At 69.4% G+C, this 26,453-nt stretch carries 35 protein-coding genes; 19 read left to right on the top strand and 16 right to left on the bottom strand.

Annotated features, from left to right (window positions below):
* Positions 1–50: 50 nt before the first annotated feature.
* Complete coding sequence (locus CGR01S_RS10710; protein ID WP_042426851.1) at positions 51–1,097, bottom strand: AI-2E family transporter; 1,047 nt, start codon at positions 1,095–1,097, stop codon at positions 51–53.
* Positions 1,098–1,113: 16 nt separating this feature from the next.
* A complete protein-coding gene (purM, locus tag CGR01S_RS10715) occupies positions 1,114–2,178 on the bottom strand; it encodes a phosphoribosylformylglycinamidine cyclo-ligase (RefSeq protein ID WP_042426525.1) in 1,065 nt (354 codons plus the stop codon).
* Positions 2,179–2,461: 283 nt separating this feature from the next.
* Between purM and hda the strand changes: the two genes are divergently transcribed.
* The 6 genes from hda to CGR01S_RS10745 all read left to right on the top strand — a co-directional run bounded on the left by hda (position 2,462) and on the right by CGR01S_RS10745 (position 8,730).
* Positions 2,462–3,160, top strand: coding sequence for a DnaA regulatory inactivator Hda (gene hda / locus CGR01S_RS10720; RefSeq protein WP_042426528.1), 699 nt, complete (start codon positions 2,462–2,464; stop codon positions 3,158–3,160).
* 49 nt (positions 3,161–3,209) lie between these two features.
* Entirely contained in the window at positions 3,210–3,908 is a 699-nt protein-coding gene (locus tag CGR01S_RS10725) for a histidinol-phosphatase (protein WP_042426531.1), read from the top strand.
* The gene (gene pcnB / locus CGR01S_RS10730) at positions 3,905–5,491 is read left to right on the top strand and encodes a polynucleotide adenylyltransferase PcnB (RefSeq protein WP_042426534.1); all 1,587 of its coding nucleotides are present in this window, start codon (positions 3,905–3,907) and stop codon (positions 5,489–5,491) included. Before CGR01S_RS10725 ends, pcnB begins: the two co-directional genes overlap by 4 nt.
* Entirely contained in the window at positions 5,488–6,006 is a 519-nt protein-coding gene (gene folK, locus CGR01S_RS10735) for a 2-amino-4-hydroxy-6-hydroxymethyldihydropteridine diphosphokinase (RefSeq protein ID WP_042426536.1), read from the top strand. The genes pcnB and folK overlap by 4 nt, the downstream gene beginning before the upstream one ends.
* Before the next feature lie 229 nt (positions 6,007–6,235).
* Entirely contained in the window at positions 6,236–7,168 is a 933-nt protein-coding gene (locus tag CGR01S_RS10740; RefSeq protein WP_042426539.1) for a glycosyltransferase family 2 protein, read from the top strand.
* Positions 7,165–8,730, top strand: a complete 1,566-nt coding sequence (locus CGR01S_RS10745) for an ArnT family glycosyltransferase (RefSeq protein ID WP_042426542.1) — start codon at positions 7,165–7,167, stop codon at positions 8,728–8,730. Before CGR01S_RS10740 ends, CGR01S_RS10745 begins: the two co-directional genes overlap by 4 nt.
* Here CGR01S_RS10745 and CGR01S_RS10750 read toward each other — a convergent pair.
* Entirely contained in the window at positions 8,690–9,190 is a 501-nt protein-coding gene (locus CGR01S_RS10750) for a GtrA family protein (protein ID WP_369345551.1), read from the bottom strand. The genes CGR01S_RS10745 and CGR01S_RS10750 overlap by 41 nt on opposite strands.
* 6 nt (positions 9,191–9,196) lie before the next feature.
* Here CGR01S_RS10750 and CGR01S_RS10755 point away from each other — a divergent pair, with 6 nt between their 5' ends.
* Positions 9,197–9,982: a ChbG/HpnK family deacetylase gene (locus tag CGR01S_RS10755; protein WP_245616793.1), complete on the top strand. Its 786-nt coding sequence runs from the start codon at positions 9,197–9,199 to the stop codon at positions 9,980–9,982.
* 107 nt (positions 9,983–10,089) lie between these two features.
* Here the strand turns inward: CGR01S_RS10755 and CGR01S_RS10760 are convergent, their stop codons facing one another.
* Entirely contained in the window at positions 10,090–10,653 is a 564-nt protein-coding gene (locus CGR01S_RS10760) for a TetR/AcrR family transcriptional regulator (RefSeq protein WP_042426855.1), read from the bottom strand.
* A gap of 93 nt (positions 10,654–10,746) precedes the next feature.
* Between CGR01S_RS10760 and CGR01S_RS10765 the strand changes: the two genes are divergently transcribed.
* Both CGR01S_RS10765 and CGR01S_RS10770 read left to right on the top strand, forming a co-directional pair.
* Positions 10,747–11,493, top strand: a complete 747-nt coding sequence (locus CGR01S_RS10765) for an SDR family oxidoreductase (protein ID WP_042426548.1) — start codon at positions 10,747–10,749, stop codon at positions 11,491–11,493.
* 34 nt (positions 11,494–11,527) lie between these two features.
* The gene (locus tag CGR01S_RS10770) at positions 11,528–12,133 is read left to right on the top strand and encodes a 2-hydroxychromene-2-carboxylate isomerase (protein ID WP_042426552.1); all 606 of its coding nucleotides are present in this window, start codon (positions 11,528–11,530) and stop codon (positions 12,131–12,133) included.
* Between the two features lie 218 nt (positions 12,134–12,351).
* Here the strand turns inward: CGR01S_RS10770 and CGR01S_RS10775 are convergent, their stop codons facing one another.
* Positions 12,352–13,416 (bottom strand): CDP-6-deoxy-delta-3,4-glucoseen reductase, encoded by a 1,065-nt coding sequence (locus tag CGR01S_RS10775; protein ID WP_042426555.1) that lies wholly within the window; start codon positions 13,414–13,416, stop codon positions 12,352–12,354.
* 115 nt (positions 13,417–13,531) lie between these two features.
* Here CGR01S_RS10775 and CGR01S_RS10780 point away from each other — a divergent pair, with 115 nt between their 5' ends.
* Complete coding sequence (locus CGR01S_RS10780) at positions 13,532–14,473, top strand: NAD-dependent epimerase/dehydratase family protein (protein WP_042426857.1); 942 nt, start codon at positions 13,532–13,534, stop codon at positions 14,471–14,473.
* Positions 14,474–14,686: 213 nt separating this feature from the next.
* Here CGR01S_RS10780 and CGR01S_RS10785 read toward each other — a convergent pair whose 3' ends face one another.
* The gene (locus CGR01S_RS10785) at positions 14,687–15,382 is read right to left on the bottom strand and encodes a DUF4124 domain-containing protein (RefSeq protein ID WP_042426557.1); all 696 of its coding nucleotides are present in this window, start codon (positions 15,380–15,382) and stop codon (positions 14,687–14,689) included.
* A 22-nt stretch (positions 15,383–15,404) separates the two neighbouring features.
* A complete protein-coding gene (locus CGR01S_RS10790) occupies positions 15,405–15,896 on the bottom strand; it encodes a hypothetical protein (protein WP_052382544.1) in 492 nt (163 codons plus the stop codon).
* Between the two features lie 222 nt (positions 15,897–16,118).
* On the opposite strand from CGR01S_RS10790, the gene CGR01S_RS10795 reads away from it, so the two are divergent.
* The gene (locus tag CGR01S_RS10795; RefSeq protein ID WP_042426559.1) at positions 16,119–17,846 is read left to right on the top strand and encodes an AMP-binding protein; all 1,728 of its coding nucleotides are present in this window, start codon (positions 16,119–16,121) and stop codon (positions 17,844–17,846) included.
* Between the two features lie 251 nt (positions 17,847–18,097).
* The gene (locus CGR01S_RS10800) at positions 18,098–18,628 is read left to right on the top strand and encodes a DUF2242 domain-containing protein (RefSeq protein ID WP_042426863.1); all 531 of its coding nucleotides are present in this window, start codon (positions 18,098–18,100) and stop codon (positions 18,626–18,628) included.
* A 22-nt stretch (positions 18,629–18,650) separates the two neighbouring features.
* Here the strand turns inward: CGR01S_RS10800 and CGR01S_RS10805 are convergent, their stop codons facing one another.
* The gene (locus CGR01S_RS10805; protein ID WP_042426561.1) at positions 18,651–18,902 is read right to left on the bottom strand and encodes a hypothetical protein; all 252 of its coding nucleotides are present in this window, start codon (positions 18,900–18,902) and stop codon (positions 18,651–18,653) included.
* A gap of 107 nt (positions 18,903–19,009) precedes the next feature.
* Here CGR01S_RS10805 and CGR01S_RS10810 point away from each other — a divergent pair, with 107 nt between their 5' ends.
* Positions 19,010–19,939 carry a M14 family metallopeptidase gene (locus CGR01S_RS10810; protein ID WP_042426564.1) on the top strand — a complete coding sequence of 310 codons (930 nt, stop codon included), beginning with the start codon at positions 19,010–19,012 and terminating at the stop codon, positions 19,937–19,939.
* Between the two features lie 72 nt (positions 19,940–20,011).
* Here the strand turns inward: CGR01S_RS10810 and CGR01S_RS10815 are convergent, their stop codons facing one another.
* Both CGR01S_RS10815 and CGR01S_RS10820 read right to left on the bottom strand, forming a co-directional pair.
* On the bottom strand, positions 20,012–20,464 hold the full coding sequence (locus CGR01S_RS10815) for an SRPBCC family protein (protein ID WP_042426566.1): 453 nt from the start codon (positions 20,462–20,464) through the stop codon (positions 20,012–20,014).
* A gap of 111 nt (positions 20,465–20,575) precedes the next feature.
* Positions 20,576–20,893: a DUF2322 family protein gene (locus CGR01S_RS10820; RefSeq protein ID WP_042426570.1), complete on the bottom strand. Its 318-nt coding sequence runs from the start codon at positions 20,891–20,893 to the stop codon at positions 20,576–20,578.
* Between the two features lie 316 nt (positions 20,894–21,209).
* Between CGR01S_RS10820 and CGR01S_RS10825 the strand changes: the two genes are divergently transcribed.
* From CGR01S_RS10825 to CGR01S_RS16710, 3 genes are read left to right on the top strand one after another with little or no spacing between them, the layout of a single operon-like run.
* On the top strand, positions 21,210–21,578 hold the full coding sequence (locus CGR01S_RS10825) for a GIY-YIG nuclease family protein (protein ID WP_042426866.1): 369 nt from the start codon (positions 21,210–21,212) through the stop codon (positions 21,576–21,578).
* Positions 21,575–21,997 carry a MarR family winged helix-turn-helix transcriptional regulator gene (locus CGR01S_RS16705; RefSeq protein ID WP_042426573.1) on the top strand — a complete coding sequence of 141 codons (423 nt, stop codon included), beginning with the start codon at positions 21,575–21,577 and terminating at the stop codon, positions 21,995–21,997. The genes CGR01S_RS10825 and CGR01S_RS16705 overlap by 4 nt, the downstream gene beginning before the upstream one ends.
* The gene (locus tag CGR01S_RS16710; RefSeq protein WP_052382546.1) at positions 21,994–22,473 is read left to right on the top strand and encodes a hypothetical protein; all 480 of its coding nucleotides are present in this window, start codon (positions 21,994–21,996) and stop codon (positions 22,471–22,473) included. The genes CGR01S_RS16705 and CGR01S_RS16710 overlap by 4 nt, the downstream gene beginning before the upstream one ends.
* Here CGR01S_RS16710 and CGR01S_RS10840 read toward each other — a convergent pair.
* Positions 22,470–23,027: a DUF924 family protein gene (locus tag CGR01S_RS10840; protein ID WP_042426576.1), complete on the bottom strand. Its 558-nt coding sequence runs from the start codon at positions 23,025–23,027 to the stop codon at positions 22,470–22,472. The genes CGR01S_RS16710 and CGR01S_RS10840 overlap by 4 nt on opposite strands.
* 73 nt (positions 23,028–23,100) lie before the next feature.
* Positions 23,101–23,526 carry a helix-turn-helix domain-containing protein gene (locus CGR01S_RS10845; protein ID WP_042426579.1) on the bottom strand — a complete coding sequence of 142 codons (426 nt, stop codon included), beginning with the start codon at positions 23,524–23,526 and terminating at the stop codon, positions 23,101–23,103.
* Positions 23,527–23,612: 86 nt separating this feature from the next.
* Here CGR01S_RS10845 and CGR01S_RS10850 point away from each other — a divergent pair, with 86 nt between their 5' ends.
* On the top strand, positions 23,613–24,104 hold the full coding sequence (locus CGR01S_RS10850; protein ID WP_042426581.1) for a DUF2938 family protein: 492 nt from the start codon (positions 23,613–23,615) through the stop codon (positions 24,102–24,104).
* A 49-nt stretch (positions 24,105–24,153) separates the two neighbouring features.
* The gene (locus tag CGR01S_RS10855; RefSeq protein WP_042426583.1) at positions 24,154–24,381 is read left to right on the top strand and encodes a DUF2798 domain-containing protein; all 228 of its coding nucleotides are present in this window, start codon (positions 24,154–24,156) and stop codon (positions 24,379–24,381) included.
* Between the two features lie 30 nt (positions 24,382–24,411).
* Here the strand turns inward: CGR01S_RS10855 and CGR01S_RS10860 are convergent, their stop codons facing one another.
* From CGR01S_RS10860 to CGR01S_RS10875, 4 genes are all read right to left on the bottom strand, one after another.
* On the bottom strand, positions 24,412–24,741 hold the full coding sequence (locus CGR01S_RS10860) for a hypothetical protein (protein ID WP_042426585.1): 330 nt from the start codon (positions 24,739–24,741) through the stop codon (positions 24,412–24,414).
* A gap of 86 nt (positions 24,742–24,827) precedes the next feature.
* Complete coding sequence (locus tag CGR01S_RS10865; protein ID WP_042426588.1) at positions 24,828–25,181, bottom strand: HepT-like ribonuclease domain-containing protein; 354 nt, start codon at positions 25,179–25,181, stop codon at positions 24,828–24,830.
* A complete protein-coding gene (locus CGR01S_RS10870; protein WP_042426591.1) occupies positions 25,178–25,468 on the bottom strand; it encodes a nucleotidyltransferase family protein in 291 nt (96 codons plus the stop codon). Before CGR01S_RS10870 ends, CGR01S_RS10865 begins: the two co-directional genes overlap by 4 nt.
* A 198-nt stretch (positions 25,469–25,666) precedes the next feature.
* Positions 25,667–25,996 (bottom strand): hypothetical protein, encoded by a 330-nt coding sequence (locus tag CGR01S_RS10875; protein WP_084690643.1) that lies wholly within the window; start codon positions 25,994–25,996, stop codon positions 25,667–25,669.
* A 183-nt stretch (positions 25,997–26,179) separates the two neighbouring features.
* On the opposite strand from CGR01S_RS10875, the gene CGR01S_RS16960 reads away from it, so the two are divergent.
* Positions 26,180–26,410: a hypothetical protein gene (locus CGR01S_RS16960; RefSeq protein WP_217997535.1), complete on the top strand. Its 231-nt coding sequence runs from the start codon at positions 26,180–26,182 to the stop codon at positions 26,408–26,410.
* Positions 26,411–26,453: the final 43 nt, after the last annotated feature.

Raw genomic sequence — 26,453 nt, forward strand, 5'->3', positions numbered from 1 at the left:
AAGCCGCAGCATAGCCCATCGCCATGGCATTGGCGAGTCACTCGGGCTCTTCACACCAGGCGCGCGGCGGCCAGTTCTTTCTTGGTGTAGGCGTAGTACAGCGGCGCGGCCACGAGACCGGCGGGGCCGAACAGCGCCTCGGCCACGAACATCACGGCCAGCAGCTCCCACACGCCCATTTGCGTGCGGCGGCCGACCACCTTGGCGTTGATCACGTACTCTGCCTTGTGGATCAGGATCAGAAAGCCCAGGCAGGCGGCGGCGGCCAGCGGCGAGACCGACAGGCCCACGATGGTCATGACGGCGTTGCACACCAGATTGCCCACGATGGGCACCAGCCCGGCGACGAAGGTGAAGCTGATGAGCAGCGGCGTATACGGCAGCTGCAGCCCCCAGTAGGGCAGCACGAACAGCAGGAACAGCGCCGTGAGCAGGGTATTGAAGGCCGCAATCCAGAACTGCGCGGCGACGATCTGGCGGAACGCCTCGCCAAACAGCGTGATGCGCTGGGCGAGGGCGCGTGTCAGCGGGCCGGACGATGCGCCCGCTGTGCGCACCGCTGCCAGGGTGCCGATGACCAGACCCACATAGGCAAACAGCAGCCCGGCGAGCCAGGCGCGGCCCGTGGTGGCGAGGTCGCCAGCCTTGGCGCCGAGGTAGTTGGCCAGCACGCGCTGCACGCCGGCCGTGCCGTCGGGCAACTGCAGGGGAAAGTCGGGTGGCAGCTTCAGGCGCAGCTCGCGCACCGTCTTGGCCATGTATTCGAGCAGCTCGCGGTACTGCTGCGGCGCCTCGACAACGAGGCTGCGCGACTGCGTCAGGCCCGCGGCAAGCGCACACAGCGGCACCAGCATGACCAGCGCCGCCGCGGCGACCTGCGCCGCCCGCGGGGGCTGGGCCGGGGTCGGGCCGGGGCGCAGGCGCGCGAGCCAGCCCGTCCAGGCGAGCGTGAGCATATAGCCCAGGCACACGCACAGCAGGCCGGGCAGCAGGCCGCGCCAGAGTACCAGCAGCAGCGTGGCTGCCATCAGCAGGTAGCTGGCCGCCAGCACGTGCGGCGGGACCGGGGCGGTGGCGGGTGCGCGGGACGGCGCCATGGCGCGCGCGGCGCTGTCAGGCCACCACCACGGCCGCGCCCGTGCCACGCGCGGCAATGGTGCCCAGGGTGTAGACCGACTCACCCGCGGCGCGCAGCGTGGCGGCCGTGGCCTCGGCGGCCGCAGCCGCCACGACGACGACCATGCCGATGCCGTTGTTGAACGTGCGGTTCATCTCGGTGTCGTCGATGCCCGCGGTCTGCTGCAGCCAGGCGAAAAGTTCGCTCTGGGGCCAACTGCCTTTGCGCAGGTGCGCGGCCAGGCCTTCGGGCAGCACGCGCGGGATGTTCTCCAGCAGGCCGCCGCCCGTGATGTGGGCCAGGGCCTTGATGCCGCCGGCGCCATCCTGCGTATGCGGGTGCTGCGCCAGCGCAGCGAGCACGTTTTTCACGTACAGGCGCGTGGGCTCCATGATGGCCTGGCGGAAGGGCTTGCCGTCCAGCGTGGCGGGGTGCTGGGCGCCGGCGCGCTCGATGCATTTGCGCACCAGCGAAAAACCATTGCTGTGCACGCCGCTGGAGGCCAGGCCGAGCACCACATCGCCCGCCTGCACCTCGCGGCCGGTGAGGATCTTGGACTTCTCGACAGCGCCGACGCAAAAGCCGGCCAGGTCGTATTCGCCCGCGGGGTACATGCCGGGCATCTCGGCCGTCTCGCCACCGATCAGCGCGCAGCCCGAGAGCTCGCAGCCCCGGGCGATGCCGCCCACCACGGCGGCGGCGGTGTCCACGTCGAGCTTGCCGCAGGCGAAATAGTCGAGGAAGAACAGCGGCTCGGCGCCTTGCACCAGCACGTCGTTCACGCTCATGGCCACGAGGTCGATGCCCACGGTGTCGTGCATGTTCCACTCGAAGGCCAGCTTGAGCTTGGTGCCCACGCCATCGGTGCCGGAAACGAGCACGGGCTCGCGGTAGCGCTTGGGCACCTCGAACAGGGCGCCAAAGCCGCCGATGCCCGCCAGCACGCCTTCGCGCATCGTCTTCTTGGCCAGGGGCTTGATGCGATCGACCAGCGCGTCGCCCGCGTCGATGTCGACGCCAGCGTCCTTGTAGGAAATGGGAGGGGTGGCAGAAGTGCTCATGGGTCTCGTGGTGCAGGGAGGCGGCACATGCGGCGGCCGCGAAACCCCGGATTCTATGCGGGAGGGGGCCTGCACCCCGCAGCCCCGGGGCGCGCGGCCCCCGGAACGACTAAAATCTGCCCATCGCTGCCCAGGCCCGCGCGGGCCCGGTGCCCGCGCCGCCTGACCCGGACCGCCGCCGCTGCCGCCGCCTGTGGCGGGCAGGCCCTTCCAACCCACACGTGATGCCGTTGTTTCGTCGCTCATCCGCCCCCTCGACTCCGCGGGTCTCCCGAGGCCGTCCATGAAGCAACTGGCCTTGGACATCGGCCTGGCCACGGCCCCGTCGCTGGCCAGCTTCTTCGCCGGCCCGAACGAGGCCGCGCTGCAGCATCTGCGCCTGTGGGCCGGCGCGGGCAGCAGCCAGGCCACGCGCGCGCCCGTGCCCACCTACCTGTGGGGAGCGCAGGGCAGCGGCAAGTCGCATCTGCTGCAGGCCGTGGGCGCCGCGCTGCGCGAGCAGGGGGCCAGCGTGGGCTGGCTCGACCCCGGTGTGTATGGGCGGCCCGAGTTCGACGAGCGCTGGGCCGCCGTGCTCATGGACGACGTGCACCTGTACTCCACGGAACAGCAGGCCCTGGCGTTCAACTGGTTCGTCAACGCCACCAGCCCGGGCGGCGGCGCGCCGCGCTGGGTGCTGGCCGCGGGCAGCCTGCCCCCGGCCGACCTGCCGCTGCGCGACGACCTGCGCACCCGGCTGGGCTGGGGCCATGTGTTCCAGCTCCAGGTGCTGGACGAAACCGCCCGCCGCGCCGTGCTGCGCCAGCAGGCCGACGCGCGCGGCATCTTCCTGTCCGACGAGGTGATGGACTACATGCTCAACCGCTTCTCGCGCGACCTGGGCAGCCTCATGCAACTGCTTGAGCGGCTCGACGCCTACGCTCTGCGCGCGCAGCGTGCCGTCACCATTCCGCTGCTCAAGGCCATGCTTGAGGAAGAATGAAGAACACCCCCTTGCGCCGCGCCGGTGGCCCATCGCACCCCCAGAATGAATGACTGATACCCCGACCCATCGCCCCCGGCTGACCCTGTTCGACCTGGACCACACCCTGCTGCCGCTCGACTCCGACTACGAGTGGGGCGAGTTCACCATCCGCATCGGCTGGACCGACCCGGTGGACTTCGCGCGCCGCAACGACGAGTTCTACGCCCACTACCAGGCCGGCACGCTGGACGTGCACGACTACGTGCGCTTTGCCACCGCGGCCCTGCGCGAGCGCGGCCCCGAGCAGGCGCACGCCGCGCACGCGCGCTTCATGCGCGAGGTGATCCACCCCGCCATCCGCCCCGAGGCGCTGCAGCTCGTGCGCCAGCACCAGCAGGCGGGCGACACGGTGCTCATCGTCACGGCCACCAATGAGTTCGTCACGCGCCCCATCGCGCAGGCGCTGGGCGTGCCGGAGCTGGTGGCCATGGGCCTGTCCGTGGACGCCAGCGGCTGGTATACCGGCGACATTGAAGGCACTCCCACCATGCGCGAAGGCAAGTTGCGGCGCATGGAAGAATGGCTGGCCGGGCGTGGCCTGCGCTGGGCCGATGTGGAAAGCACTTTTTACAGCGACTCCATGAACGACGTGCCCCTGCTGGAGAAAGTGGACCACCCCGTGGCCACCAACCCCGACCCGCGCCTGCGCGCCCTGGCGCAGGCGCGGGGCTGGCGCATCCTCGACCTGTTTTCTGCACACCCATGATCAAGACCTTCATCGACAAACTGCTGGGCAAGGCCTCCAAGGGCGGCAACGGCGGCAAGCCCCATTTCGGCAAGCGCGTGGAGGTGCCGGCCAGCGTGCATGGCATCGACCCCGCGCTGGTGGACCGCCGCGCCGTGGAGGTGGTGCACACCCTCAAGCAGGCGGGCTACGAGGCCTACGTCGTCGGCGGCGCCGTGCGCGACCTGCTGCTGGGCCTGCGCCCCAAGGACTTCGACGTGGCCACCAATGCCACGCCCGAGCAGGTCAAGCAGCTCTTTCGCCGCGCCTTCATCATCGGCAAGCGCTTTCGCATCGTGCACGTGGTGCACGGGCGCGGGCGCGAGCACGAGGTGATCGAAGTCTCCACCTTCCGCGCCTACCTCGATAACGTGGCCGCCGAACAGGTGGGGGGCAACGAGAAGACCAGCAAGGCGCAACTGGCCGGCATGCAGCACGCCGTGGACGCCAGCGGCCGCGTGCTGCGCGACAACGTCTGGGGCCCGCAGGATGAAGACGCCACGCGGCGCGACTTCACCGTCAACGCCATGTACTACGACCCCGAGGCCCAGATCGTGGTGGACTACCACAAGGGCATCCAGGACGCGAAGAAGAAACTGCTGCGCATGATCGGCGACCCCGCCCAGCGCTACCGCGAAGACCCCGTGCGCATCATCCGCGCCGTGCGTTTTGCGGCCAAGCTCAGCCCCCTGGGCTTCACCCTGGACCCCAAGACCGCCGCGCCCCTGGCGCAGTCGCAGCACCTGCTGCAGGAGGTGCCGCAAAGCCGCATGTTCGACGAAATGCTCAAGCTGCTGCAGACCGGCCACGCGCTGGCCACCGTGGAGCAATTGCGCAAGCTGGGCCTGCAGCGCGGCATCTACCCGCTGCTGGACCTAGTGGTCGAGCGCGCCGACACCCCCCTGGTGCACGCCGCCCTGCAGGACACCGACCGCCGCTTGGCCGAAGGCAAGCGCGTGGCGCCCAGCTTCCTGCTTGCCTGCGTACTCTGGCAGGACGTGCGCGAAGGCTGGCAGCGCCGCCTGGATGCGCGCGCGCACGCCTTCCCCGCGCTGCAGGACGCCATCGACGAGGTCTTCAACCAGCGCATCGGCGACGTCTCGGGCCGCGGCAAGCTGGCCGCCGACATGCGCGAAATCTGGGTCATGCAGCCCCGCTTTGAAAAGCGCGTGGGCCGCATCCCCGAAAGCATGGTGGCGCAACTGCGTTTCCGTGCGGGCTTTGACTTCATGCGCCTGCGCGCCGACGTGGGCGAGGTGGACGAAGCCCTGGCCGACTGGTGGCAAAAGTTCAGCACCGCCGACGAGGACGAGCGCTACGACCTCCTGGAGCAGGCGCGCGAGGAGCAAAAAGCCCGCAGCCGCCAGGCCCAGGGCACCGTGCACCGCGTGCCGCCGCGCACCCAGGCCGCCGACCCGCGCGGCCTGGCGCTGGAGGAGGGCGGTGACGAACACGCCCCCGACACCGCCTCGCCCAGCGAAGGCAGCGCCCCCAAGAAACGCCGCCGCCGGCGCCGCAAACCCGGCGGCGCCGCAGGTGGCAGCGCCCCTGCCGCAGACGCGTGAGCACGCACCCTGCGCCGCAGGCGGGCGCACCGGCCCCCGCCGTGCAGGCCTGGGTCGGCCTGGGCGCCAACCTGGGCGACCCCGCCGCCGCCCTGCGCCAGGCCGTGCGGGCCCTGGCGCACACCCCGGGCATTCGCCTGCTGCGCACCTCCTCCCTGTACCGCAGCGCGCCGGTGGATGCCGGCGGCCCCGACTACGTCAACGCCGTGGCCGAAATCGCCACCACCCTCGCCCCCCACGCCCTGCTGGCCGTCCTGCAGGCCCTGGAGCAGGCTGCCGGGCGCGAACGCCCCTACCGCAACGCCCCCCGCACGCTGGACCTGGACCTGCTGCTCTACGGCGACCAGCACATCGCCACCCCCGACCTCACCGTGCCCCACCCCCGCATGTTTGAGCGCGCCTTCGTCCTGCGCCCCCTGGCCGAACTGGCGCCGCAGCAAGTGCCGCCAGCGGCGTTGCAGGCCGTGCAGGATCAGGCCATTGGCCTGTGGCGGCCCGTTGGGTGGGCCGACTGACATCAGCCATTTCCTTGCAGTTTCGTCTGCCGTGCCGCGGTAGTTTCCGGTGCAGCCCTTGCATCTAAGGCTCCGCTAAGGCAAGGTGCGGAATACTCGCGGGGAAGACTGCCTCGTGATCGGCAGCGGGAGTATTGCTGTGACCTCCTCCCTGACCCCCGAATCGCCATCCTGCCCACCGCTGTCGTCCGTGCTGGAAGGCGCCGGCCATGGGAGGGTGCTGCACTCGATGTCGTGCGTCCTGCCGTGCTTCAACGAAAAAGAGAACCTGGACGTCCTGCTCCCGTTGCTGCGGGCCAGGCTCGCGACCCTGGCGCCGCAGTGGGAAATTGTGCTGGTCGACGACGGCAGTACCGACGGCACGGCGGAGCAATGGCCGTTGTGGCTGCAGGAGCCCGGCGTGCGGGTGGTGCAGCTGGCGCGCAATTTCGGCAAGGAGGCGGCACTGACCGCAGGCCTGGAGGCCGCCGCGGGCGATGTGGTGGTACTCATGGACGCCGACCTGCAGCATCCGCTCGGATTGCTGGATGTTTTCGTACGCCATTGGCGCAGCGGCGCGGACATGGTGTACGCCGTGCGCGCGGACCGTGAGGACGAAGGCCGGTTCAAGCAACTGGGAACGCGCCTGTTCTATGGCATGCTCAACGGTGGCCGCCGCTTCAAGGTGCCGCCGGGTGCGGGGGATTTCCGGCTCATGGACCGCAGCGTCGTGGCAGCGCTGCGCCAGTTTCCCGAACGCAGCCGCTTCCTCAAGGGGTTGTATGCCTGGGTGGGTTTCGAAGCGGTGGCGGTGCCCTACCTCCCCGATGTGCGGGCGCATGGGCAGAGCCACTACGGCAAGCTGCGGCTCATAGGGCTGGCCCTTGATGGGCTGACGGCGTTCACCGTATGGCCGTTGCGCGCCCTGATCGCCGTGGGGTTCCTGCTGGCCATGGTGGCCTTTGCGTACGGCGCGTACCTGTCGGTGGACTACCTCCTGTACGGCCACGACGTGAGCGGCTGGACGACCATCGTCGTGAGCCTGATGCTGATCGCGGGCATCCAACTGGTGTCGCTGGGGGTCGTGGGCGAATATGTCGGCCGCATCTATGAGGAGGTCAAGCGCCGTCCGCTGTACGTCGTCAAGCGGCAAATGGGCCGGGGGCTGCCGGAGCACGGATGACCACCGGAACCCAGGGCCGGGAGGAGGGCCGCGATACCCTGAAGGTGCTGCTGCTGGTACTGGCCTGGCTGGCCTGCACGGCATGGATGCGCCCCTTGATGACGCCTGATGAAGGGCGGTACGTGGGGGTGGCCTGGGAAATGCTGCGCTCGGGAGATTGGTTGACGCCCACCCTCAATGGGCTGCCGTTTTTTCACAAGCCTCCCCTGTTCTATTGGCTTGCTGGGGCCGCGCTGGCGCTGGCGGGTTCCGTGGAAATCGCCGGGCGTGTGCCCGCGCTGCTGGGCGCTACTCTGGGCGCCCTGTCGCTGTATGTGTTTACGCGGCATTGGTGCGGGCGGCCGTTGGCGCGGCGCGTGCTGTGGGTCCTGCTGGCGCAGCCGCTTTTTTTCGTGGGCGCTCAGTTCGCCAACCTCGACATGCTGGTCGCGGGCTGCATCACTGCCACGGTGCTGGCACTGGCGCATGCCGCGCTGCGCCTGGAGGCGCACCAAGACCACCGCGGGGCCTTGCTCCTGGGTTACGCGCTCGCGGGCATGGGGCTGCTGGCCAAGGGGCTGATCGGCCTGGTGATTCCCGCGCTGGTCCTGGGCTTGTGGCTGGCGGTGCGCCGGCGCTGGGCCACTGCCTGGGCCCTGGTGTCGCTTGCGGGCATGCTCGTGCTGCTGCTGGTGGCCGCGCCATGGTTTGTCGCTATGCAGTCCCGGTTTGCGGATTTCGGGCACTATTTTTTTTTGGTCCAGCATTTCCAGCGCTATGCGGGCGGGGGGTTCAACAATGCCATGCCGCTGTGGTTCTACCCCGTTCTCGTGGCCGTCTGCAGCATGCCATGCTTGTTTTGGGGGGGCGCGGCCCTTCGGCGCACCGGCACCGCGGGCCAGACCGAGCCCCATGCTGCAGTGCGTTGGCTCATGGTGCTGGCGGTGGTGGCCGTGGTGGGCTTCTTTTCCCTCCCGAAATCCAAGCTCGTCGGCTATATCCTGCCTGCGGTCCCGCCGCTGGCCTGGTGGATGGCCGATGCCAGCCAGGTGCTCGTGACGACCCGCTGGCGCTGCCATCTCTGGCGCGCCAGTGTGGCGGTCAGCGGCCTGCTGGGCTTGGCGGTGGTACTGGCCATCGCCCACGATGGGCGGCACACGACGCGGCTGTTCGGCCTGGCGCTGGGGGCGCAGCATGTCCAGGGCCAGCCCGTGTACATGCTGGAAGATTATTTCTATGACGTGCCGTTCTATGCGCACCTTGGGGAGCCCGTGCGCGTCGTTGCCGACTGGCGCGCGCCCGGGGAGCGCTTGCGTGACGACTGGCGAAAGGAGCTCGCCGACGCCGCGAGGTTTGATGACTCCATGGCCCGGCGCGTTTTGCTGCGCCCCGCGCAACTGCCTGCGGCGCTCGCTTGCGCCCCCGTCAGCTGGGTGATGGCCAGGACGTCGGTGCGGGAGCGTTACCCTGTGCTTGCCCGTGCCCAGGAGGTGTACAGCGTCCAGGGCAGGTCGCTGTGGCGCGTGCAGTCCGCGGATGGGCTCAGTGCTGCGGATTGCGCAGGAATGCCCAATGGCGGCTGAGCACGTAGGTCAGGCCGGCGACGCCAGCGAGCACCAGGGCCAGCAAGAGGTCGTATCGCAGGCCGGACCAGCGCAGCAGCAGTGCGTATGCGGTTTCGTTGACGGCAAAGCCACCGGCGGAAATGAGGAAAAATCGGGCAGCCGCCTGGCCCAGGCGATTGCCGTGCCCGCGAAAACTCAGCAAATGGTGACCGGCAAACGACACCGCAAGGGCGACCAGCCACCCCATGACGTTTGCCCGCAGCGGGGGCAGCCCGGCATAGGCCACGCTGGCCGTGGCAACAGTCCAGTGGACGGCGGCTGCACAGCTTCCCACCACGATGAACCAGGCCACGTGGCCGGCCTGGCGGCGCACTAGGAGCACGGAGCGATGGCGGTAGTCAACGGGATGCATGCAGCGGCGCAGCATAGCAGCAGCAGGCGGCGCATCAGTGTGTGCGTGGACGATTTTGGAATGCATGCGGGCGTGAACGCAGCGGCAGTCCAATTGGCCGCACGCGGGCGGGTGCAGGCGGCGTCGGCACTGGTGGGCGGGCCGGCGTGGAAGCGTGGTGTCGCGCTGCTGCGCAGCCTGGGGGCCGACGCGCCGGAGGTGGGCCTGCACCTGGATTTGACGGAATTCCCCTGCCACCCGGGCATGCGCTTTGGGTTGACGGGCTTGGTCGCGCGTGCCTATGGGCGTGGATTGGACGGCGCGGCGCTGGCGCAGGAAATTGCGGCGCAGCTCGATGCCTTTGAAGCGGCCATGGGGCGCGCGCCGGATTACGTCGATGGCCATCAGCATGTCCATCAGCTTCCCATGGTGCGCGATGCCCTGGTGGCGGAGCTGGTGCGCCGGTATCCGTTGCGCCGCCCTTGGCTGCGCGCCACGCGCAGCCCGCCCTGGAGCGCCCACGGCGATGGGCCCACGGCCTGCAAGAGCCATGTGATCTCGCTCCTGGGCTCTCGGGGGCTGGCACAACTGGCCCGGCGCAGCGGCTTGCCGCAGAACGGGCGCCTCCTCGGTGTCTATGGCTTTGGCGGGACGGCCGCGCAGTACCGCGACCGGCTCCAGCGCTGGCTGGCCTGCGCACGGGACGGCGACCTGCTCATGAGCCATGCCAGCCTGCAGTCCCTACCGGGCGATGCCTTGGCCGCGGCCCGGTACAACGAATACTGCGTTCTCGATGCCTCCACGTTGGACGCTTTGCTGGAGGCGGCCGGGGTGGTGCTGCGCCCCATGGGTGAAATCTTGGCCACACCCGCACCGTGAATCCTCCGGTTTCGGGGCAGCCGGTCCCGATCACCCAGGATCGCCGGCCTGCACGCTTGCACAAGCCTCTTTCCCGGCGGAGCGGGCCGTGGAAAGGCCCCTTGGCTTCAAGATGGCCCGGGCGCCGCGCCCAGCATCCGCTCTGCCTGCTGCAGGGCGCTTGCCAGCAGGGCCTCGCGTTCGGGCCCCGGCGGCAGGGCCCGGGCTACCAGCACGGCGCCTGCCAGTTGCGCCATCAGCGCCCAGGCGGTGGCATCGTCGCCTGTCAGATCGCGCAGCCGGGCCTGGAGTTCGCCAATGCCCTGCGCGAAGACCTGGCGTGTGGCGGCATCGGCCCGCGCGATTTCGGACGCCAGGGCGGGCAGCGCACAGCCTGAGCCGGGGTGCTCCACATGCGCCGCACTGAGGTAGCGGCGCAAGACCTCCAGCGCCTGCTCCCGCGTGGGGGCTGCGAACCGCTTGGCAGAGCGCTGCAGTTCGTTTTCCACAATGGCTTTGAGCAGCTCGTTTTTGGAACGGAAGTGGGCATAGAAAGCCCCCGAGGTCAGCCCGGCAGCCGCCATCAGGCTGTCGACGCCGCTGGCCGCAAAGCCTTTTTGCTTGGCCAGGGCGCCCGTGGCTTGTACGAGGCGCGAGCGGGCCTCTTCCTTGTGGGTGGGGGCGTAGCGCATGGCGTTGGGTTCGATTCGGCGGTTTTGCAACAGTGTTTGCATTGTTGCATAACGCTCGTTACTATAACGATCGTTATTTCAACTGGAGAAAAAATGAAGACAACCCTGGACCATCGCGAAGACCGTGCGGCCCTCATCATCGGCGCCGGGGACGCCACGGGCGGCGCCATCGCCCGGCGCTTCGCGCGTGAAGGGCTGATCGCCTGCGTCACGCGCCGCACGGCCGACAAGCTCACCCCCCTGGTGCAGGAGATCACCGCCGCAGGGGGGCGTGCCCATGGTTTTGCTTCCGACGCGCGCAAGGAGGACGAGGTCGCGAAGCTCGTGGACGACATCGAGCGCGACATCGCGCCCATCGAGGTCATGGTGTTCAACATTGGCGCCAACGTGCCCTGCAGCATCCTCGACGAAACCGCGCGCAAGTACTTCAAGATCTGGGAGATGGCCTGCTTCAGCGGCTTCCTCGTGGGGCGCGAGGTGGCGCGGCGCATGGTGGCGCGCGGGCGCGGCACCATCATCTACACCGGCGCCACCGCCGGGCTGCGCGGCTCGGCGAACTTCGCCGCCTTTGCCGGCGCCAAGCATGCGCTGCGCGCGCTGGCCCAGAGCATGGCGCGCGAACTCGGGCCGAGGAACATCCACGTGGCCCACGTGGTGGTCGATGGCGCCATCGACACCGACTTCATCCGCGAGACCTTCCCCGAGCGCTATGCGCTCAAGGACCAGGACGGCATCCTCAACCCCGACCACATCGCCGACAACTACTGGCACCTGCACACCCAGCCGCGCGACGCCTGGACGCACGAGCTCGATCTGCGTCCCTGGATCGAGCGCTGGTGAACCCCTTTCTCTTCCCCCCTTTTTTGGAGCAAGCATGAGCACCACTGTGGAATTCCTCTTTGATGTCGGCAGTCCTTACACCTATCTGGCGTATCACCACCTGCCCAAGATGGCCCAGGCGCATGGCGCGCAGATCGTCTGGACGCCGGTATTGCTGGGCGGCATCTTCCAGGCCACGGGCAACGCCAGCCCGGCCGAGGTGCCGGCCAAGAGCCTGTATTCGCAGACCGACCTGCAGCGCTGGGCGCGCAGCTACGGCGTGCCGTTTCGCATGAATCCGCACTTTCCCATCAACACCCTGGCGCTGATGCGTGGCGCCGTGGCGGCGCAGAGGCAGGGCGACGAGGTGCTGCAGCGCTATCTGGCGGCCATCTTCGGCGCCATGTTCGAGCAGCCGCGCAACCTGGGCGAGCCCGCCGTGGTCGGCGAAGTACTGGCCGCTGCGGGGTTCGATCCAGCGCAATTCCTGCAGTGGATCGCCGAGCCGGCCGTCAAGGACAGACTCAAGGAGAACACCGTGCGCGCCGTGGAGCGTGGTGTGTTCGGGGCGCCGACCTTCTTCGTGGGTCGGCAGATGTTCTGGGGCCAGGACCGGCTGGCCTTCGTGGACCAGGCGCTGGCCGCGGCAGAGGCCGCCTGACGCCGAGCATCGGGTTTTTCCGCTACCAGATCAGCTTCAAGCTGCTCAAGGCATGAATGGCTGCTGGCCCATGCTGTGCCGAATCTTTGAGCGGTTGCCAGAACCGCTGGAGGCGCCGACCGGCGTCGATGGCGGAGAGGCTACAGCCCTTCTGCTCCTGAAAACATAGCTGCTAGCGCTTGCTCCATAAGCGATAGAGCCCGATTTCTTCCTGAAAATCACTGCGGATGCTTGTCCGCCTCCGACGTGAACGCATCGGCGTAAAACTCCTCGCTCGGCAGGCCGCGCTGCGTGGTGTACGCGGTGCGGGCGGAGTCGACGACGATGGGGGCGCCGCAGGCGTACACCTGGTGGCCCGAGAGGTCGGCAAAGTCCTCCAGCACGGCCTGGTGCACAAAGCCGGTGCGGCCGCTCCAGGCGTCCTCGGGCAGGGCGTCGGAGACCACGGGCACGTAGCGCAGTTGGGGCATGTGGGCGGCCTGCTCGCGCACCCAGGCGTCCAGGTACAGGTCGGCCGGGCGGCGGCCGCCCCAGTAAAAGTGGGTCGGCCGGTTGATGCCCTTGTGGCGCAGGTGTTCGATGATGGCCTTGATGGGCGCAAACCCCGTGCCCGAGGCCAGCAGCACGATGGGCTTGCTCGAATCCTCGCGCAGGTAGAAGCTGCCGAACGGGCCTTCGATGCGCAGGATCTCCTTCTCCTTCATGGCGCCGAACACATGGTCGGTAAAGCGCCCCCCGGGCATGTGGCGGATGTGCAGTTCGATGCCGGGCGCCTGCGCCTGCGTGTGCGGTGCGTTGGCCATGGAGTAGGCGCGGCGTGCGCCGTCGCGCAGCACGAATTCCACGTACTGCCCGGCGTGGTAGCGGAAGGTGTCGGCCGCGGGCAGTTGCAGTTGCAGTTGCATCACGTCGACTGAGCGGCGCTGCAGCGTGCTCACGCGCACGGGCAGCTTCTTGATGGGGTAGGCGCTTTCGTCCGTCACCTGGCGCGACTCGATGGCCACCGGCGTCTGCGCCACGCCGCAGCAGGTCAGGATCCAGCCCGCGGCCTCCTCCTCGGCGCTCAGCGCCTTGTCCTGGTGCGTGCCGTGCACCACGGAGCCTTCGAGCTTGCGGCATTTGCACGAGCCGCAGGCGCCGTCCTTGCAGCCATAGGGCAGGCCCACGCCGGCGCGGATGGCGGCGGCCAGGATGGTCTCGCCCGGCTGGGCGTCAAAGCTGCGGCCGCTGGGCTGCACGGTGATGGTGTGGGGCAGGGCGGGCGTAGGCGCTGCGGAGGTCATGCTTTGGTTATCCTCGCGGGGGTCGAACACGGCAATGCCCCGAATTGTGCCCGCTGCCTTAAGCCCTTTCCCGTGTCCGGCCCTTGCCTATCCAGGGGTGTCCATCGGATTTTTCATGAGCTCTGCCTCCTCCGCCTGTTCTCTGGGCGCCCTGCCTGCGCGTTTTCGGCGTGCACGGGTGCTCATCGTCGGCTGCGGCGACGTGGGCACGCGCGTGGCGCGCGCCTTGCAGGCGCCCGCGGCGCGCCGCCCGCCCGTGCGTGTGCTGGCGCTGACCTCCAGCCCCGAGCGCCAGCCCACCCTGCGCGCGCTGGGCATCACGCCGCTGTGCGGCAACCTGGACCAGGCCGCCAGCCTGCGGCGCCTGGCCGCCCTGGCCACGCATGTGCTGCACCTGGCGCCCCCGCCCGGCCAGGGCGAGCGCGACCCGCGCACCCTGGCGCTGGTGCGCGCGCTGCGCCGGCGCAGCCTGCCGGCGGCGCTGGTGTACGCCTCGACCAGCGGGGTGTACGGCGACTGCGGCGGCGCCCGGGTGACCGAGGCCCGGCCCGTGGCCCCGGCCACCGCGCGCGCCCGGCGCCGCGTGGATGCCGAGCGCGTGGTGCGCGCCTGGGGCCGCGCCAGCGGGGTGCGCGCCAGCATCCTGCGCGTGCCCGGCATCTATGCCCCCGACCGCGAGGGCGGCACGCCCGAAGCGCGCCTGCGCCGGGGCACGCCCGTGCTCACGCCCGAGGACGATGTGTACACCAACCACATCCACGCCGACGACCTGGCCCGCGCCTGCGTGGCCGCCCTGTGGCGCGGCGCCGCGCAGCGCGTGTACCACGCGAGCGACGACAGCGACCTGAAGATGGGCGACTACTTCGACCTGGCGGCGGGCCTGTACGGCCTGGTGCGCCCGCCGCGCATCCCGCGCGCCCAGGCGCAGGCCGAGATCGCCCCCATGCTGCTGAGCTTCATGAGCGAGTCGCGCCGCATGGACAACACGCGCCTGCGCCGCGAACTGCGTGTGCGCCTGCGCTACCCCACGGTGGTGCAGGGTTTGCGCACGGCCTGATCCACTACGCCCTGCTCCGGGGTTTTGTTCTCATGCGGGCCTTGGGGGCGTGGACGGCGGGCGGTCCCCCTTGCCCTCTCCAGCGGATGACCAGAGCACCCGTGGAGCGGGCTCCGCCCGGCCACTGGGTGCGTCCCCCTGCCCGCAGCGCGCAGCGCTGCGAGAGCGGGGGGAAGCGGCGTAGCCGCTCAGGGGGGTGTGCGCTAAGGTTCGCTAGCACGGCGCGCGCCCGCCGGCCGAACGGCAGGTGCCGTCCGGCCCGGGCAGGCGGCCGGGGCCGGCGCGCGGGTAGGACTTGCCCTGGTCGTCAAAGCACTGGAATTCCGAGCAGTGCGTGAGCCGCGGCCGGGGCGGCGGCGGGGCGGGGCGCGCCCGCGCCGGGGGCACGACCACGATCTGCGGGCGCTGGGCGCGGGCCTTTTCCAGCTCGGCATAGCCCTCGGGGCCCAGGCAGTGGAGGTCCATCTGGCGCTGGGCGGCGTCCAGGCCGGGCTGCAGCACCAGGGGCTCGCGCATTTGCGCTTCGTTCAGCTCCTGCCACTGGCGGCGCGCGGCCTGGCATTGGGGTGAGGCGGCATAGTCCGGCCGCACCGGCGCGGGCCGCTCCAGCAGCTCGCGCTGGCGCTGGGCCTGCAGGCGTGCGGCTTCGGCCTCCTGGCGGGTTTTTTCCAGTTCCAGGCGCTGCTGCTTGCGCTCCAGCGCCTCGGCGGCCTGGGCGCGTTCCCGTTCGAGTTCCTCGGCGGTTTTGCGCGCTTCGACTTCGCGCGCCTTCTCGCCGCTGGCGCAGGCACCGTCGGTGTAGGTCACCTGGCCGGTGCGCGCGTCCTGGCAGCGCACGACCTGGGCCTGGGCGCCCAGGCCGAGCAGGCTGGCGCACAGCAGGAGGGATGCAGGGCGCAGCCGTGCCATGGCGGATCTGCCGGCGGGGCGCTCAGGGCATGTCTTCCGAGCGCGGCATCCACTGGCCGCTGCGCGGGTTGTAGCGGTCGTAGTCGCGGCGGTTGGCGTTCTGGCGCTCGCGTTCGCGCCGTTCGCGCTCGCGCATTTCCTGCTCGCGGCGCGCTTCCTGTTCGCGCTGCTGGCGCTCGCGGGCCTCGCGTTCGCGCTGGTCGCGGGCACGGGCGTCGCGTTCGCGCGCCTGGCGCTCGCGCTGGTCGCGGTCCCAGCGCTCGCGATCGCGCCGTTCACGCTCCCAGCGTTCGCGCTCGCGCTCGTTCTGGCGCCAGTCGGGCGCGGGATAAACCGGGTACACGGGCTGCACGCCGGGGCTGTGGATGATCACGGACTCACTCGGGCCGGGGTAGGGATAGGGGTAGCCGGGCGGGCCTGCACGGTAGGGGCCCTCGGTGGTGGCGCAGCCCGAGGCCAGCAAGGCCAGGCCACCCAGGACGAGGGTGCGTGCGCTCAGCGGTAGGTGTTTCATGGCGTGTATCTTTCGGCAGTGTGCAGGGGCGGCCCCATCTTTGAATGACGCGCCAGGCGCCCTGGCGGTTGACCTGCTTCGGTGTCGTCCCAAGGTGTAATGTGCGGCGCATGCACCGCCTTGACAAGGCGTGTGCGGTGGTTGTTTTTGCAACCATTTTGTCTTTTTTCGTGGGCCGGCGCTTTGCACAATGGCCCGCTGCATTCCCAAGGAGACTTCGCCATGGCCGCTGCCCCTACCCCCGACTGGAACATCGCCCCGCTCAATGGCCTCTCGCAGGTCAAGGGCCGCACGGACGCCGCGCTGTCCGAGGCGCCCATCCACCGCTTCCTGCTCGATACCGTCCAGCGCTTCGCCGACCGGCCCGCCGTGGTCTTCCGCGAGCAGGGCGTGCGCTGGACCTGGGCGCAGTTCCAGGCCGAGGTGGACGCGCTGGCAGCGGGCTTCATCGCGCTGGGCCTGCGCGTGGGCGACCGCGTGGGCATCTGGTCGCCCAACCGTGTCGAATGGCTGGTGACGCAGTTCGCCACGGCGCGCGCCGGCCTGGTGCTGGTGAACATCAACCCGGCCTACCGCATCGCCGAGCTAGAATACGCGCTCAACCTCTCGGGCTGCCGCGCCCTGGTCACGGCCGAGCAGCTCAAGACCTCGAAATACCTGGAGATGCTGCAGCGCCTGGCGCCCGAGCTGGCCACCTGCGCGCCCGGCGCGCTCCAGGCCGCGCGATTGAGCGCGCTGGAGATGGTGATCCGCCTGGGCAGCGAGCGCACGCCCGGCATGCTCAACTACGACGACGTGCTCGCCAACGGCCGCGCCCGCGTGGATGTGGCAGCGCTGGACGCGCTGGGCACCGGGCTGTCGTGCCACGACGCCATCAACATCCAGTTCACCAGCGGCACCACCGGCAACCCCAAGGGCGCCACGCTCACGCACCACAACGTGGTGAACAACGCGCGCTTCATCGCCCAGGCCATGAACTTCTCCGAGGCCGACAGCCTGTGCATCCCCGTGCCGCTGTACCACTGCTTCGGCATGGTGCTGGCAGTGCTGGCCTGCGTGTCCACGGGCGCGACCATGGTGTTCCCGGGCGAGTCGTTCGAGCCCGTGGCCACGCTTCAGGCCGTGAGCGAGGAACGTTGCACCGCGCTGCACGGCGTGCCCACCATGTTCATCGCCGAACTCGATCACCCGCGCTTCGCCGAGTTCGACCTCTCGCGCCTGCGCACCGGCATCATGGCCGGCTCGCCGTGCCCCATCGAGACCATGAAGCGTGTGATCGCCGAGATGCACCTCTCCGAGATCACCATCGCCTACGGCATGACGGAAACCTCGCCCGTGTCGTTCCAAAGCTCCACCACCGACCCGCTGGAGCGCCGCGTCTCCACCGTGGGCCGCATCCAGCCGATGCTGGAGGCCAAGGTGGTCGATGCCGAGGGCCAGGTGGTGCCCGTGGGCGAGAAGGGCGAGCTGCTGGTGCGCGGCTACTCGGTGATGCAGGGCTACTGGGGCGATGAGGAACGCACGCGCGAGGCGGTGCGGGACGGCTGGATGCACACCGGCGACCTGGCCACCATCGACGCCGAGGGCTACTGCAACATCGTCGGCCGCGCCAAGGACATGCTGATCCGTGGCGGCGAGAACGTCTACCCGCGCGAGATCGAGGAGTTTTTGTTCCGCCACCCCAAGGTGCAGTCGGTACAGGTGTTCGGCGTGCCCGACGCCAAGTACGGCGAGGAAATCTGCGCCTGGATCGTGCCCAAGCCCGGCCAGAGCTGCACCGAGGACGAGGTGCGCGACTTCTGCCGCGACCAGATCGCCCACTACAAGGTGCCGCGCTACATCCGCTTCGTGGACGACATGCCCATGACCATTACCGGCAAGGTGCAGAAGTTCGTGATGCGCGAGAAGATGATCGCCGAGCTGGGCCTGCAGGAAGCGCGCACCGCTTGATGATTTAATGCCAAATTGGCATTGAAGCCATACACAGCAAGCGCCAGCAGCTATTGATAAGATAGCAGGCAAGGCCCCCGGTCCGCTAAACTCGGCGGACCTTGCGTGCCGCGGCTCGCGCCCTGGCTCACCTTGGAGTGGGCGGTGCGGCGTGCTGCGGCCTCTGTGCTTTGCTGGAGTTCTGGAACGTGCCTCGCCTGCCTGTGTGCCTGCCCTTGCCCCTTGCCCTGCCTGCCCGTAGGGGCGCCGTGCTGCGCAGCCTGGGGCTGGTGCTGGCCTTGCTGCTGGCGGGCTGCGGCTCCGCGCCGCTGCCGCACTACGGGCCGCAGGAGCGCTTCAGCTCCGTGGCCACATACGCCCGCCTGTTTGACGCCCCGCCCGCCCAGACCTGCGAGGCCGCGCGCCGCGCCCTGCTGAGCCAGGGCTACCTGATCCAGGGCGCCACGGCCGAGCAGGTGGAAGGACGCAAGAATTTCCAGCCCGACACCGAATCGCACCTGCAGATCTACATCCGCGTGGTCTGCGTGCCCGATGCGCCGCACGGCGTGCTCAGCACCGGCTTCGTCACGGCGGTGCAGGACCGCTACACCATCAAGAAGGTCAGCAACTCCGCCAGCCTGGGCGTGGGCGGCATAGGCTCGCTCTCGCTGCCTCTGTCGGCGGGCAGCGAGGCGCTGGTCAAGGTGGGCAGCGAGACCATCGCCAGCGAATCGTTCTACGACAGTTTCTTCGAGCTGGTGCGCGGCTACCTGGACTCCACCGAACCCGAGGCTGCGCACTGACGCGCGTGCGCCTGGGGCGGGCTCAGTCGTCGGTGGCGAACTCGTAGGTCACGGCTTCGCTGTCCACCATGTCGAGGATGTCGTTGAGCTCGTCCTCGTCCTCGGTGCTGCTCCATACATCCTCGGGGTCGGCCGCGAACAGCGGCTCCACCGCCATGTCCAGGTAGGCGCCATCCGCCATGCGGATGACCGGCGTGCCTTCGGAGGTTTGCACCAGCTCCCAGTCGTCGGGGACGGACATCTCCAGCTCGATGGTGACTTTGAGGGTTCTCATGGCGGCGCTCCAAAAAAAGGGGAAGGGGGCCGAGGGTAACGCAAGTGCCGGCACAATCGTGTGTCCATTGATCACACCCCTCGGGCATTGCCCGCACCGCCCGCACCATGCCCCCCGAACCCGCTCCCCGCCACGCCGCCATCGGCACCCCCGGCCAGCCCTGGGGCCCGGCGGAAATCGCCCAGTGGCGCGCACGCCAGGTGCGCCGGCGCAGCTACGCCGACGAGGTGCTGGCCCCCATCGAGCGCCTGCGCCCGCGTTTCGCCGTGCAGCCCTACGGCGAGGTGATCTACGGGCCCGAGCGCTACCCCCTGCTCGCGCTGCGCAGCCGCGATTGGCGGCCGGGCCGGCCCGGCGTGCTGGTCACGGGCGGCGTGCACGGCTATGAAACCAGCGGCGTGCACGGCGCGCTGCGCTTTCTGGACCTGCATGCCGAGGCCTGCGCCGCGCAGGTGAACCTGCTCGTGGCGCCCTGCGTGAGCCCCTGGGCCTACGAGCGCATCCACCGCTGGAACCATGACGCCATCGACCCCAACCGCGCGTTCCGCGAGCCCAGCCCGGCGCAGGAGTCGGCGGCGCTCATGCGCCTGGTGGCGCCGCTGCGCGGGCAGTTCGCAGCGCATATCGACCTGCACGAAACCACCGACACCGACGAGAGCGAATTCCGCCCCGCGCTGGCCGCGCGCGACGGCAAGCCGTTCGAGCCCGGCAGCATCCCGGACGGCTTCTACCTGGTGGACGACACCGAGAACCCGCAGCCCGCGTTCCAGCAGGCCATCATCGAGGCGGTGGAGCCCATCACGCACATCGCGCCCGCCGACGCCCAGGGCCAGCTCATTGGCACGCCCGCCGTGGCGCGCGGCGTGGTGCGCTACCCACTGCGCGCGCTGGGCTTGTGCGCCAGCGTCACCGGCGCGCGCTACACCACCACCACCGAGGTCTACCCCGACAGCCCGCGCGCCACGCCCGCGCAGTGCAACGCCGCGCAGGCGGCGGCGGTGTGCGCGGCCATCGGCTTCGTGCTCGCGCAGGGCTGACTGTTTTTTGAATGAAATCTGCCTCCAGGGCAGATGCTGCATGCGCGACCAGCTACTGAAAAAGGAGCGCTGTCATGCAGCGGGAATGTCCGGCTCCACCAGCAGCGCCAGCAACTGCAGCGACTCCTGCCAGCCCAGGTAGCACGCCTCGGTGGGAATGGCGGCCGGGATGCCCTGCTGCACCACACGCAGCTCCGTGCCCACGGCCAAGGCCTGGAGCGTGACCGTGGTGCGCATCTCGCCCGGCAGGTGGGCGTCGTCGAAACGGTCGGTGTGCACGATGCGCGCGCCCGGAACCAGCTCCAGGTACTCGCCGCCGAAGGCATGCACCTGGCCGTTGCCCAGGTTCGTGAACTGCATGCGGTAGCGGCCGCCCGCGCGCAGGTCCTGCTCCAGCACGCGCCCGGTAAAGCCGTGCGGCGGCAGCCATTTGCACATGGCATCGGGGTCGAGGAAGGCGCGGTACACGCGCTCGGGCGGCGCGCGCAGCACGCGGTGCAGGGTGACGGTGCCGGTGGTGGTCATGGGCAGGCTCCTTTCGACGCGAGGGGGGCGGGCCGCACCACGGGGCGGCGCGGCCCGTGGGCCACTCTACGCCGAACGCGCCGGGCGCGCTCGCCCAGGCCCGGCCGCCCGTCAGGCGGCGACGGTCCGCGCGCGGTAGCTCGCGCTGCCCTCGGCCCAGGCCCGCAGGCGGTCGATATTGGGGTGCTTGCCGGGGTGGGCCAGCGCGTCCTGCGTGTGCTCGGCATACCACTCCAGCCCCAGGCGCGCGGCGGCGGGCGTGATGACGCCGCCATACAGCGCGGCCAGCGCGGCGTACACCGCCAGGGAGCCGGCCTGGCCGGGCTTGTTCTCGATGGTGGCGAGCACCTGGCCGCTAGCGTCCAGCAGTTGCAGGGCGGCGAGGTGGGTGGTGGCGGGCAGTTGCTGGAGGCGGTCGGCGAAGTTCATGGTCCGGACGGGATGGGGAGGGCGCTGGGGCGCAAAAGTGCCATTGCGGCATGGGGATCCAGCGCTGCATGCTAGCAAGATCGAAGCAACCCGCGTTCCCCCGGCGGCAGTCGCCCGCTGCGCCAGCCCGGCCGGGCGCGAGAAAACGCGCGCCCTTGCTAGAATCCGCCCCTCGGGTGCTGAGGGGCGCCCGCCCGCACAAGAGGCTCTCACCCTCGGCCCGGTTTCCGGGTTGCTTTCTCGTTGCCTGACAGCTTCATCCCTTGTTTCGTCGGCCCCGCGCGGGGTGGCCGCACACGATGCCAAGGAACCTGTCATGGACTCATCCCCCGTTTCCCCGTCCTCCCAACCCGGCGCCGCCGCGCAGCGCCGCGCGCTCGTCCGCCACTACAAGGACAACCCGCCGCCCATGGGCGTGTACGCAATCCGCTGCGCTGCGGAAGGGCTCGTCTGCGTCAAGGCCAGCACCAACCTGCCGGGCGCGTTCAACCGCGAGCGCTTCCAGTTGCGCCTGGGCGGCCACCCCGACCGGCGCCTGCAGCAGGCCTGGCGCACGCACGGCGAGGCGGCGCTGTGCTTCGAGGTGCTCGATACGCTGAAACCCCGCGCCGACGCCACCGAGGCCGAGCACCGCCGTGAGCTCGCCGCGCTGCTTGCGCTGTGGCAAGAGGAGCTGGCGGCATGAGCGCGCCGGCCCTGGACCTCTGCCTGGACGTCAGCCGGGCCCACGCCAGGCTGCAACTGGCGCTCGACGACGCGCTGGGCACCTGGCACGGCATAGCCCATGCCGACTTCATCCTGCTGCACGCGCTCGCCCGGGCCGAGGGCGGCCGCCTGCCCCTGGCCGCGCTGGTGGCGCCGCTGGGCGTGCCGCAGTCGGCCGTGGTGCGCCGCCTGATCCCGCTGGAAAAGACCGGCCATATCGCGCGCGACGCGGGCCATGTCAGCCTGCGCCCCGCCGGCCGCGCCGTGCTGGACCAAGCCCGCACCACGGCCGGTGCTCTGTGCGCCGAGGCGCTGCGGGGCCTGCCCGAGGGCGCCACGGATGCGGCGGCGGCGCTGTTGCACCACCTGGCGCCCACCACCACGGCGAGGGCGGCATGAACAGCGCGCTCGACGAACTCAAGACCCGAGCCCGCGTGCGGCTCAACCGCGCGCGGCGCGAGGGCGTGGCGGGCAGCCTGCAACTGGCCGACTGCCTGCACGACGCTGCGCGCGCCGTGGGCTTTGCCCACTGGGACCACGCCCGCTGCGTGCTCGGCGGCCTGTCCACGGCGGGGGATGACCTGGGCGACTTCTGGCACGCGCCGGGCACCGGCATCCTGCTCAACCACTGGTTCGCGCGCCACGAGGACGCCCTGGCCGTGCTCGATGCCGACCGCGCGGCCTACCTGCTGCCCTACCGGCGCCAGTGCTTCATCGTGCAGGTGCCGTTCATTGAGGCCCTGGGCCTGGACCCGGACGACCCGCACTGGGGCCTGCTGCGCCACGACCTGGTGGCGGGCCTGGGCACGCCGGCCTGGCAGGCGCTGGCGGCGCGGCGGGTGCGGGCGCCGCGGGAGACATTCGCCAGCCGCTAGAAGCTCGACCCCGGCTCGCGCAGGAACGCCAGCTCCTGCGCCGTGGACGCCCGCCCCAGCACGGCGTTGCGGTGCGGGTAGCGGCCAAAGCGCTCGATGATGGCCTGGTGCTGCAGCGCGAAGCGCAGGTTGCCCTCCAGCCCCGGCTGCGCGAACAGCCGCACCGACTGCGCGTGGATGGCGGCCGATTCGCTGTGCATGTAGGGCATGTAGGCGAACGCCCGCTGCGCCGGGGGCAGGGCGCGGTCTTGCCCGCTGGCCACCAGCTCCTGCGCCAGCACCAGGGCCATGCCGTCCTGCGCGAAGGCGCGCGGCGTATCGCGCCACACGTTGCGCGAGAACTGGTCCAGCACCACGATCTCGGCCAGCCGCCCCGGCGTGCTGGCGCGCCAGCCCGACAGCTCGCCGCGCGCGGCAGCTTCCAGGGTGGGGCCGAAGCGCCGGGCGATGGCGGCGTCGAGCGCGGCGTCCTTGGCGAAATGCTGCGCGGCGCTCAGCTCGTCAAACCAGAATTGCAGGACGGCCGTGGGGTCGGTGGGGATTGAATGGGTCATGGTTTTGAATCAAATTGGCTTGTAACGCCCATGGATCAAGCGCCACAAGCTATTGAAAGAGGAGCTATTGCGCTCACTTCCCGCGCGGCGCCAGCGGCCGGGGCTGCGCCTCCATCATGCCGGCCGCCGCCGCCTTCAGCAGCCGCTGGAACGACGGGCAAGCCGCATGGCTGGGCGCGGGGCACACGGCGGCGTGGCGCAGGCCCTCGCTCATGGCCTTGAGGCGCTTGACCGTGCGGTCCAGCTCGTCGGCCTTGGCGGACAGCAGCGCGCGGTCGATGTTGGGCTCCCCGCCGGGCGTGAACATGCAGCGGATCTCGTCCAGCGAGAACCCCGCCGCCTGCCCCAGCGCGATGAGCGCGAGCTGGTCCAGCACCTCGGGCGCGAAGCGGCGCCGCCCGCCGTCCCGCGCCAGCGCGTGGATGAGCCCCTTGCTCTCGTAATAGCGCAGCGCCGAGGTCGGCACGCCCGACAGCCGGGCCACCTCGGAAATGTCCATGCAAAAACCTCTTGACTTGAAGTTGACTTGAACTTCTATATTAACCAGCAACCGCTCCAGCGGTCCATTGCAAAAGGAGTTTCCACATGCCCTCACTTCCAGACATCGCCACCATCGCCCTCGTGGGCGCGGGCGCCACCGCCGTGCTGGACGCCTGGCTGCTGCTGTTGCAGCGCCTGGGCCTGCCCACCATGAACTTCGTGCTGCTCGGCCGCTGGGTCGGGCACGGCCTGCGCGGACGCTGGCGGCACGCCTCCATCGCGCAGGCCGTGCCCGTGCCGGGCGAGCGCGGCCTGGGCTGGCTGGTGCACTACCTCGTCGGCATCGCCTTCGCCGGGGTGCTGGCGGCGTTGCCGGGCGGCTGGCTGCAGGCCCCCACGCTGTGGCCCGCGCTGGCCTTTGGCGTGGGCACCGTGGCCGTGCCGCTGTTCGTCATGCAGCCGGCCATGGGGCTGGGCGTGGCCGCCCGCAAGACGCCCGCGCCGCTCCAGAACTGCGCGCGCAGCCTGACCAACCACGCCGTCTTCGGCGCGGGCCTGTACCTCGCGGCCGCCGCCGTGCAGCAGATCGGCCGCTGAGCGGCCGAGTCATTTCCCGTCCACCTTCATCCACGAAAGAGAGTCCACCATGTTTCCCCCAAAATACGCCCCCGCACTGTTCGGCTTCATCCTCTCCGGCCTGATGTCCTTTCTGGTCTCCGGCATCTCCACCGCCCGCGCCGTAGGGCTGGCGGCCCATTTCCCCGGCCTGTGGGCCACGGCCTGGCTGACGGCGTGGCTCATCGCCTTTCCGGTGGTGCTGGTGGTGGCGCCGCTCACGCGCAAGGCGGTGGGCTGGTTGACGCGGCAGGGGTGATGCACCGGTGGCGGGTGCTGCCGAAGGCTCTCAGGCCTGCCACACCCCAAAGCCTGCCGAACGCAGGTCGATGCCGATCTCGATCTCCCGGTCCACCGCCTCGTCGTAGCCCATGGGGTTGAAGCCCTCGTACAAATCGGGCAGCAGGCGCAGGCCGTACTGCGTCACAAACCGGTTGGCCTGGATGCCCGCCTTGTGCTTGTCGAAGCGCACATCCGGGTCCAGCCCCGTCATGCCCACGTACACGCAGGGCTTGCCGTCGATGTAGCCGGGGTTGCACTTGCGAAAGCGTGGCTCGTTCAGCACGTCCTTGGAGAGTTCGACCACATAGACGTGGTGGTGGGGTTGGCGGCGGCGCATGCGAGGGATGAGCGCAACAGGTTACTGCGAATTTTTGCCTTCATCGCCCGTGAGAAAGCGGGAATAGCTATCAAAATCGTAGCAAATCAGGGCTGAAGTGCAGACACTTGTTTTTGGAGCGCAGGCAGATCGCTCTGCACGGTTTGCCAGACGATGCCCACATCTACGGTGAAGTAACCATGCGCAAGGGCGTTGCGCATTTCATAGGCAAAGCCCCAAGGCACATGGGCGTGCTCTCGCGCAAAGTCGGGGTGGTTTTTGGCGACGTTGTTGCAGGCCTCGCCAATGATTTCAAGATTGCGGATCACGGCATCGCAAGTCTTGCGGTCTGCCATGAACGCGGTCAAGTCCATGCCCGCGATGTAGTCCTGAATGTTGCCGATGGCCTGCTGAATGTGCTGCAAATAATCTGCCACCCGCAGCGGGTGCGCCCGGCTCATACCGCGATGGCCTCGCGCAGCACCTGATCGCGGAAGCTCGCGGGCAGGCTGTTGGGGGTCAGCACGTCCACATCCATGCCCAGCAACTGCTTCAGTTCAAACCGGATGGCGCCGATGTCCATCAGCGTGGTTTCAGCAGTCGGTTCGACCAACAAGTCCAGATCGCTTTCGGGCGTGTCAGTGCCGTGGAGTGCGGAACCAAACACCCGCACGCTGCCGACGCGATGGCGCAACGCTATCGCGCGGATCTCCGCGCGGTGCTGTGAGAGGGCTTCAGAGGGGCGCATGGGCCAAGTGTACTGACAGGGGGCGTGTATCGACAACATGCAACTTCTTCTGTCCACGGCCACTGGAGCTTGACCCCAAATGCGCTGAGGCCCGTGGCCAGCGTTCATGACCGTCTTTAGAGGGTGAAAGCACTTCCAGCCCTTGAAATACAAGCGCAAGAAGCTATTAAAATAGAAGCAAGCTGGGCGCGCAAGAAATCAAGGCGATGAATCCGGCCTGCCCGCCAGCGCACCCAGCAACCGCGCGCTCACTTCGGTGGCATCGGGCGTGGCGAACTGCATGTTGTGCTGCTCCGTCAGCGGGCCGTGGCCGGGCTCCATGCCACCGGCCGCGTCGTAGCCCATGGCCTTGAACTTCCAGACCCCGCCCACCTTTTTGAGCGAGCCCACATGCGCGCCTGTGGCTGTGTGCACTGCGACCACCTCGGCGTTGATGGGGAGCAACTGCAAGGGGCCCGCCACCGGACCGGGCGGTACATGGGCATAGGTGGGTGTGAAGGTCGGCGCGTGGGGCGGGGTCAGAAGCATGGCGATGTTTGTATCCCAAACGCGCGGGGCCGACCGCCACGCGGATTGCGGTGTGTCAGGGGCGGGCTGCGTTCAAGTGTCAAATTGGCATCTGGCGCTTGCAGCTAAAGCGCTAATAGCTACTGAAAACGTAGCATTCCAGACCAGGTGTGCTGGCACCGCCTGGGTTATGGCCGTGGCCTCATGGCGCTGATCCTGTACCGCGTCACGCTCCAGCGTCTCCAGAGAGCCGGTGGCGATCTGCCTCCCGAATCGGCCCTGGCTGATTTGTGCCGCATCCAGCACCATACCGTGCGCATGGACAATGGCCCGCCCACCCAGGGTGTCTCCACCATCGCCCCACGCCAGGCCGATGGCCTGGATGCCCGTCATGCCAGGAACCCCTCGCACGATGCGCAAATGGCCCGGTTGTAGTGAAAATTTCAAGAGACTGATTCAAGAAAATCAACAATAAAGC

Source organism: Comamonas granuli NBRC 101663 (assembly GCF_000739995.1).
GTDB lineage: Bacteria > Pseudomonadota > Gammaproteobacteria > Burkholderiales > Burkholderiaceae_C > Simplicispira > Simplicispira granuli.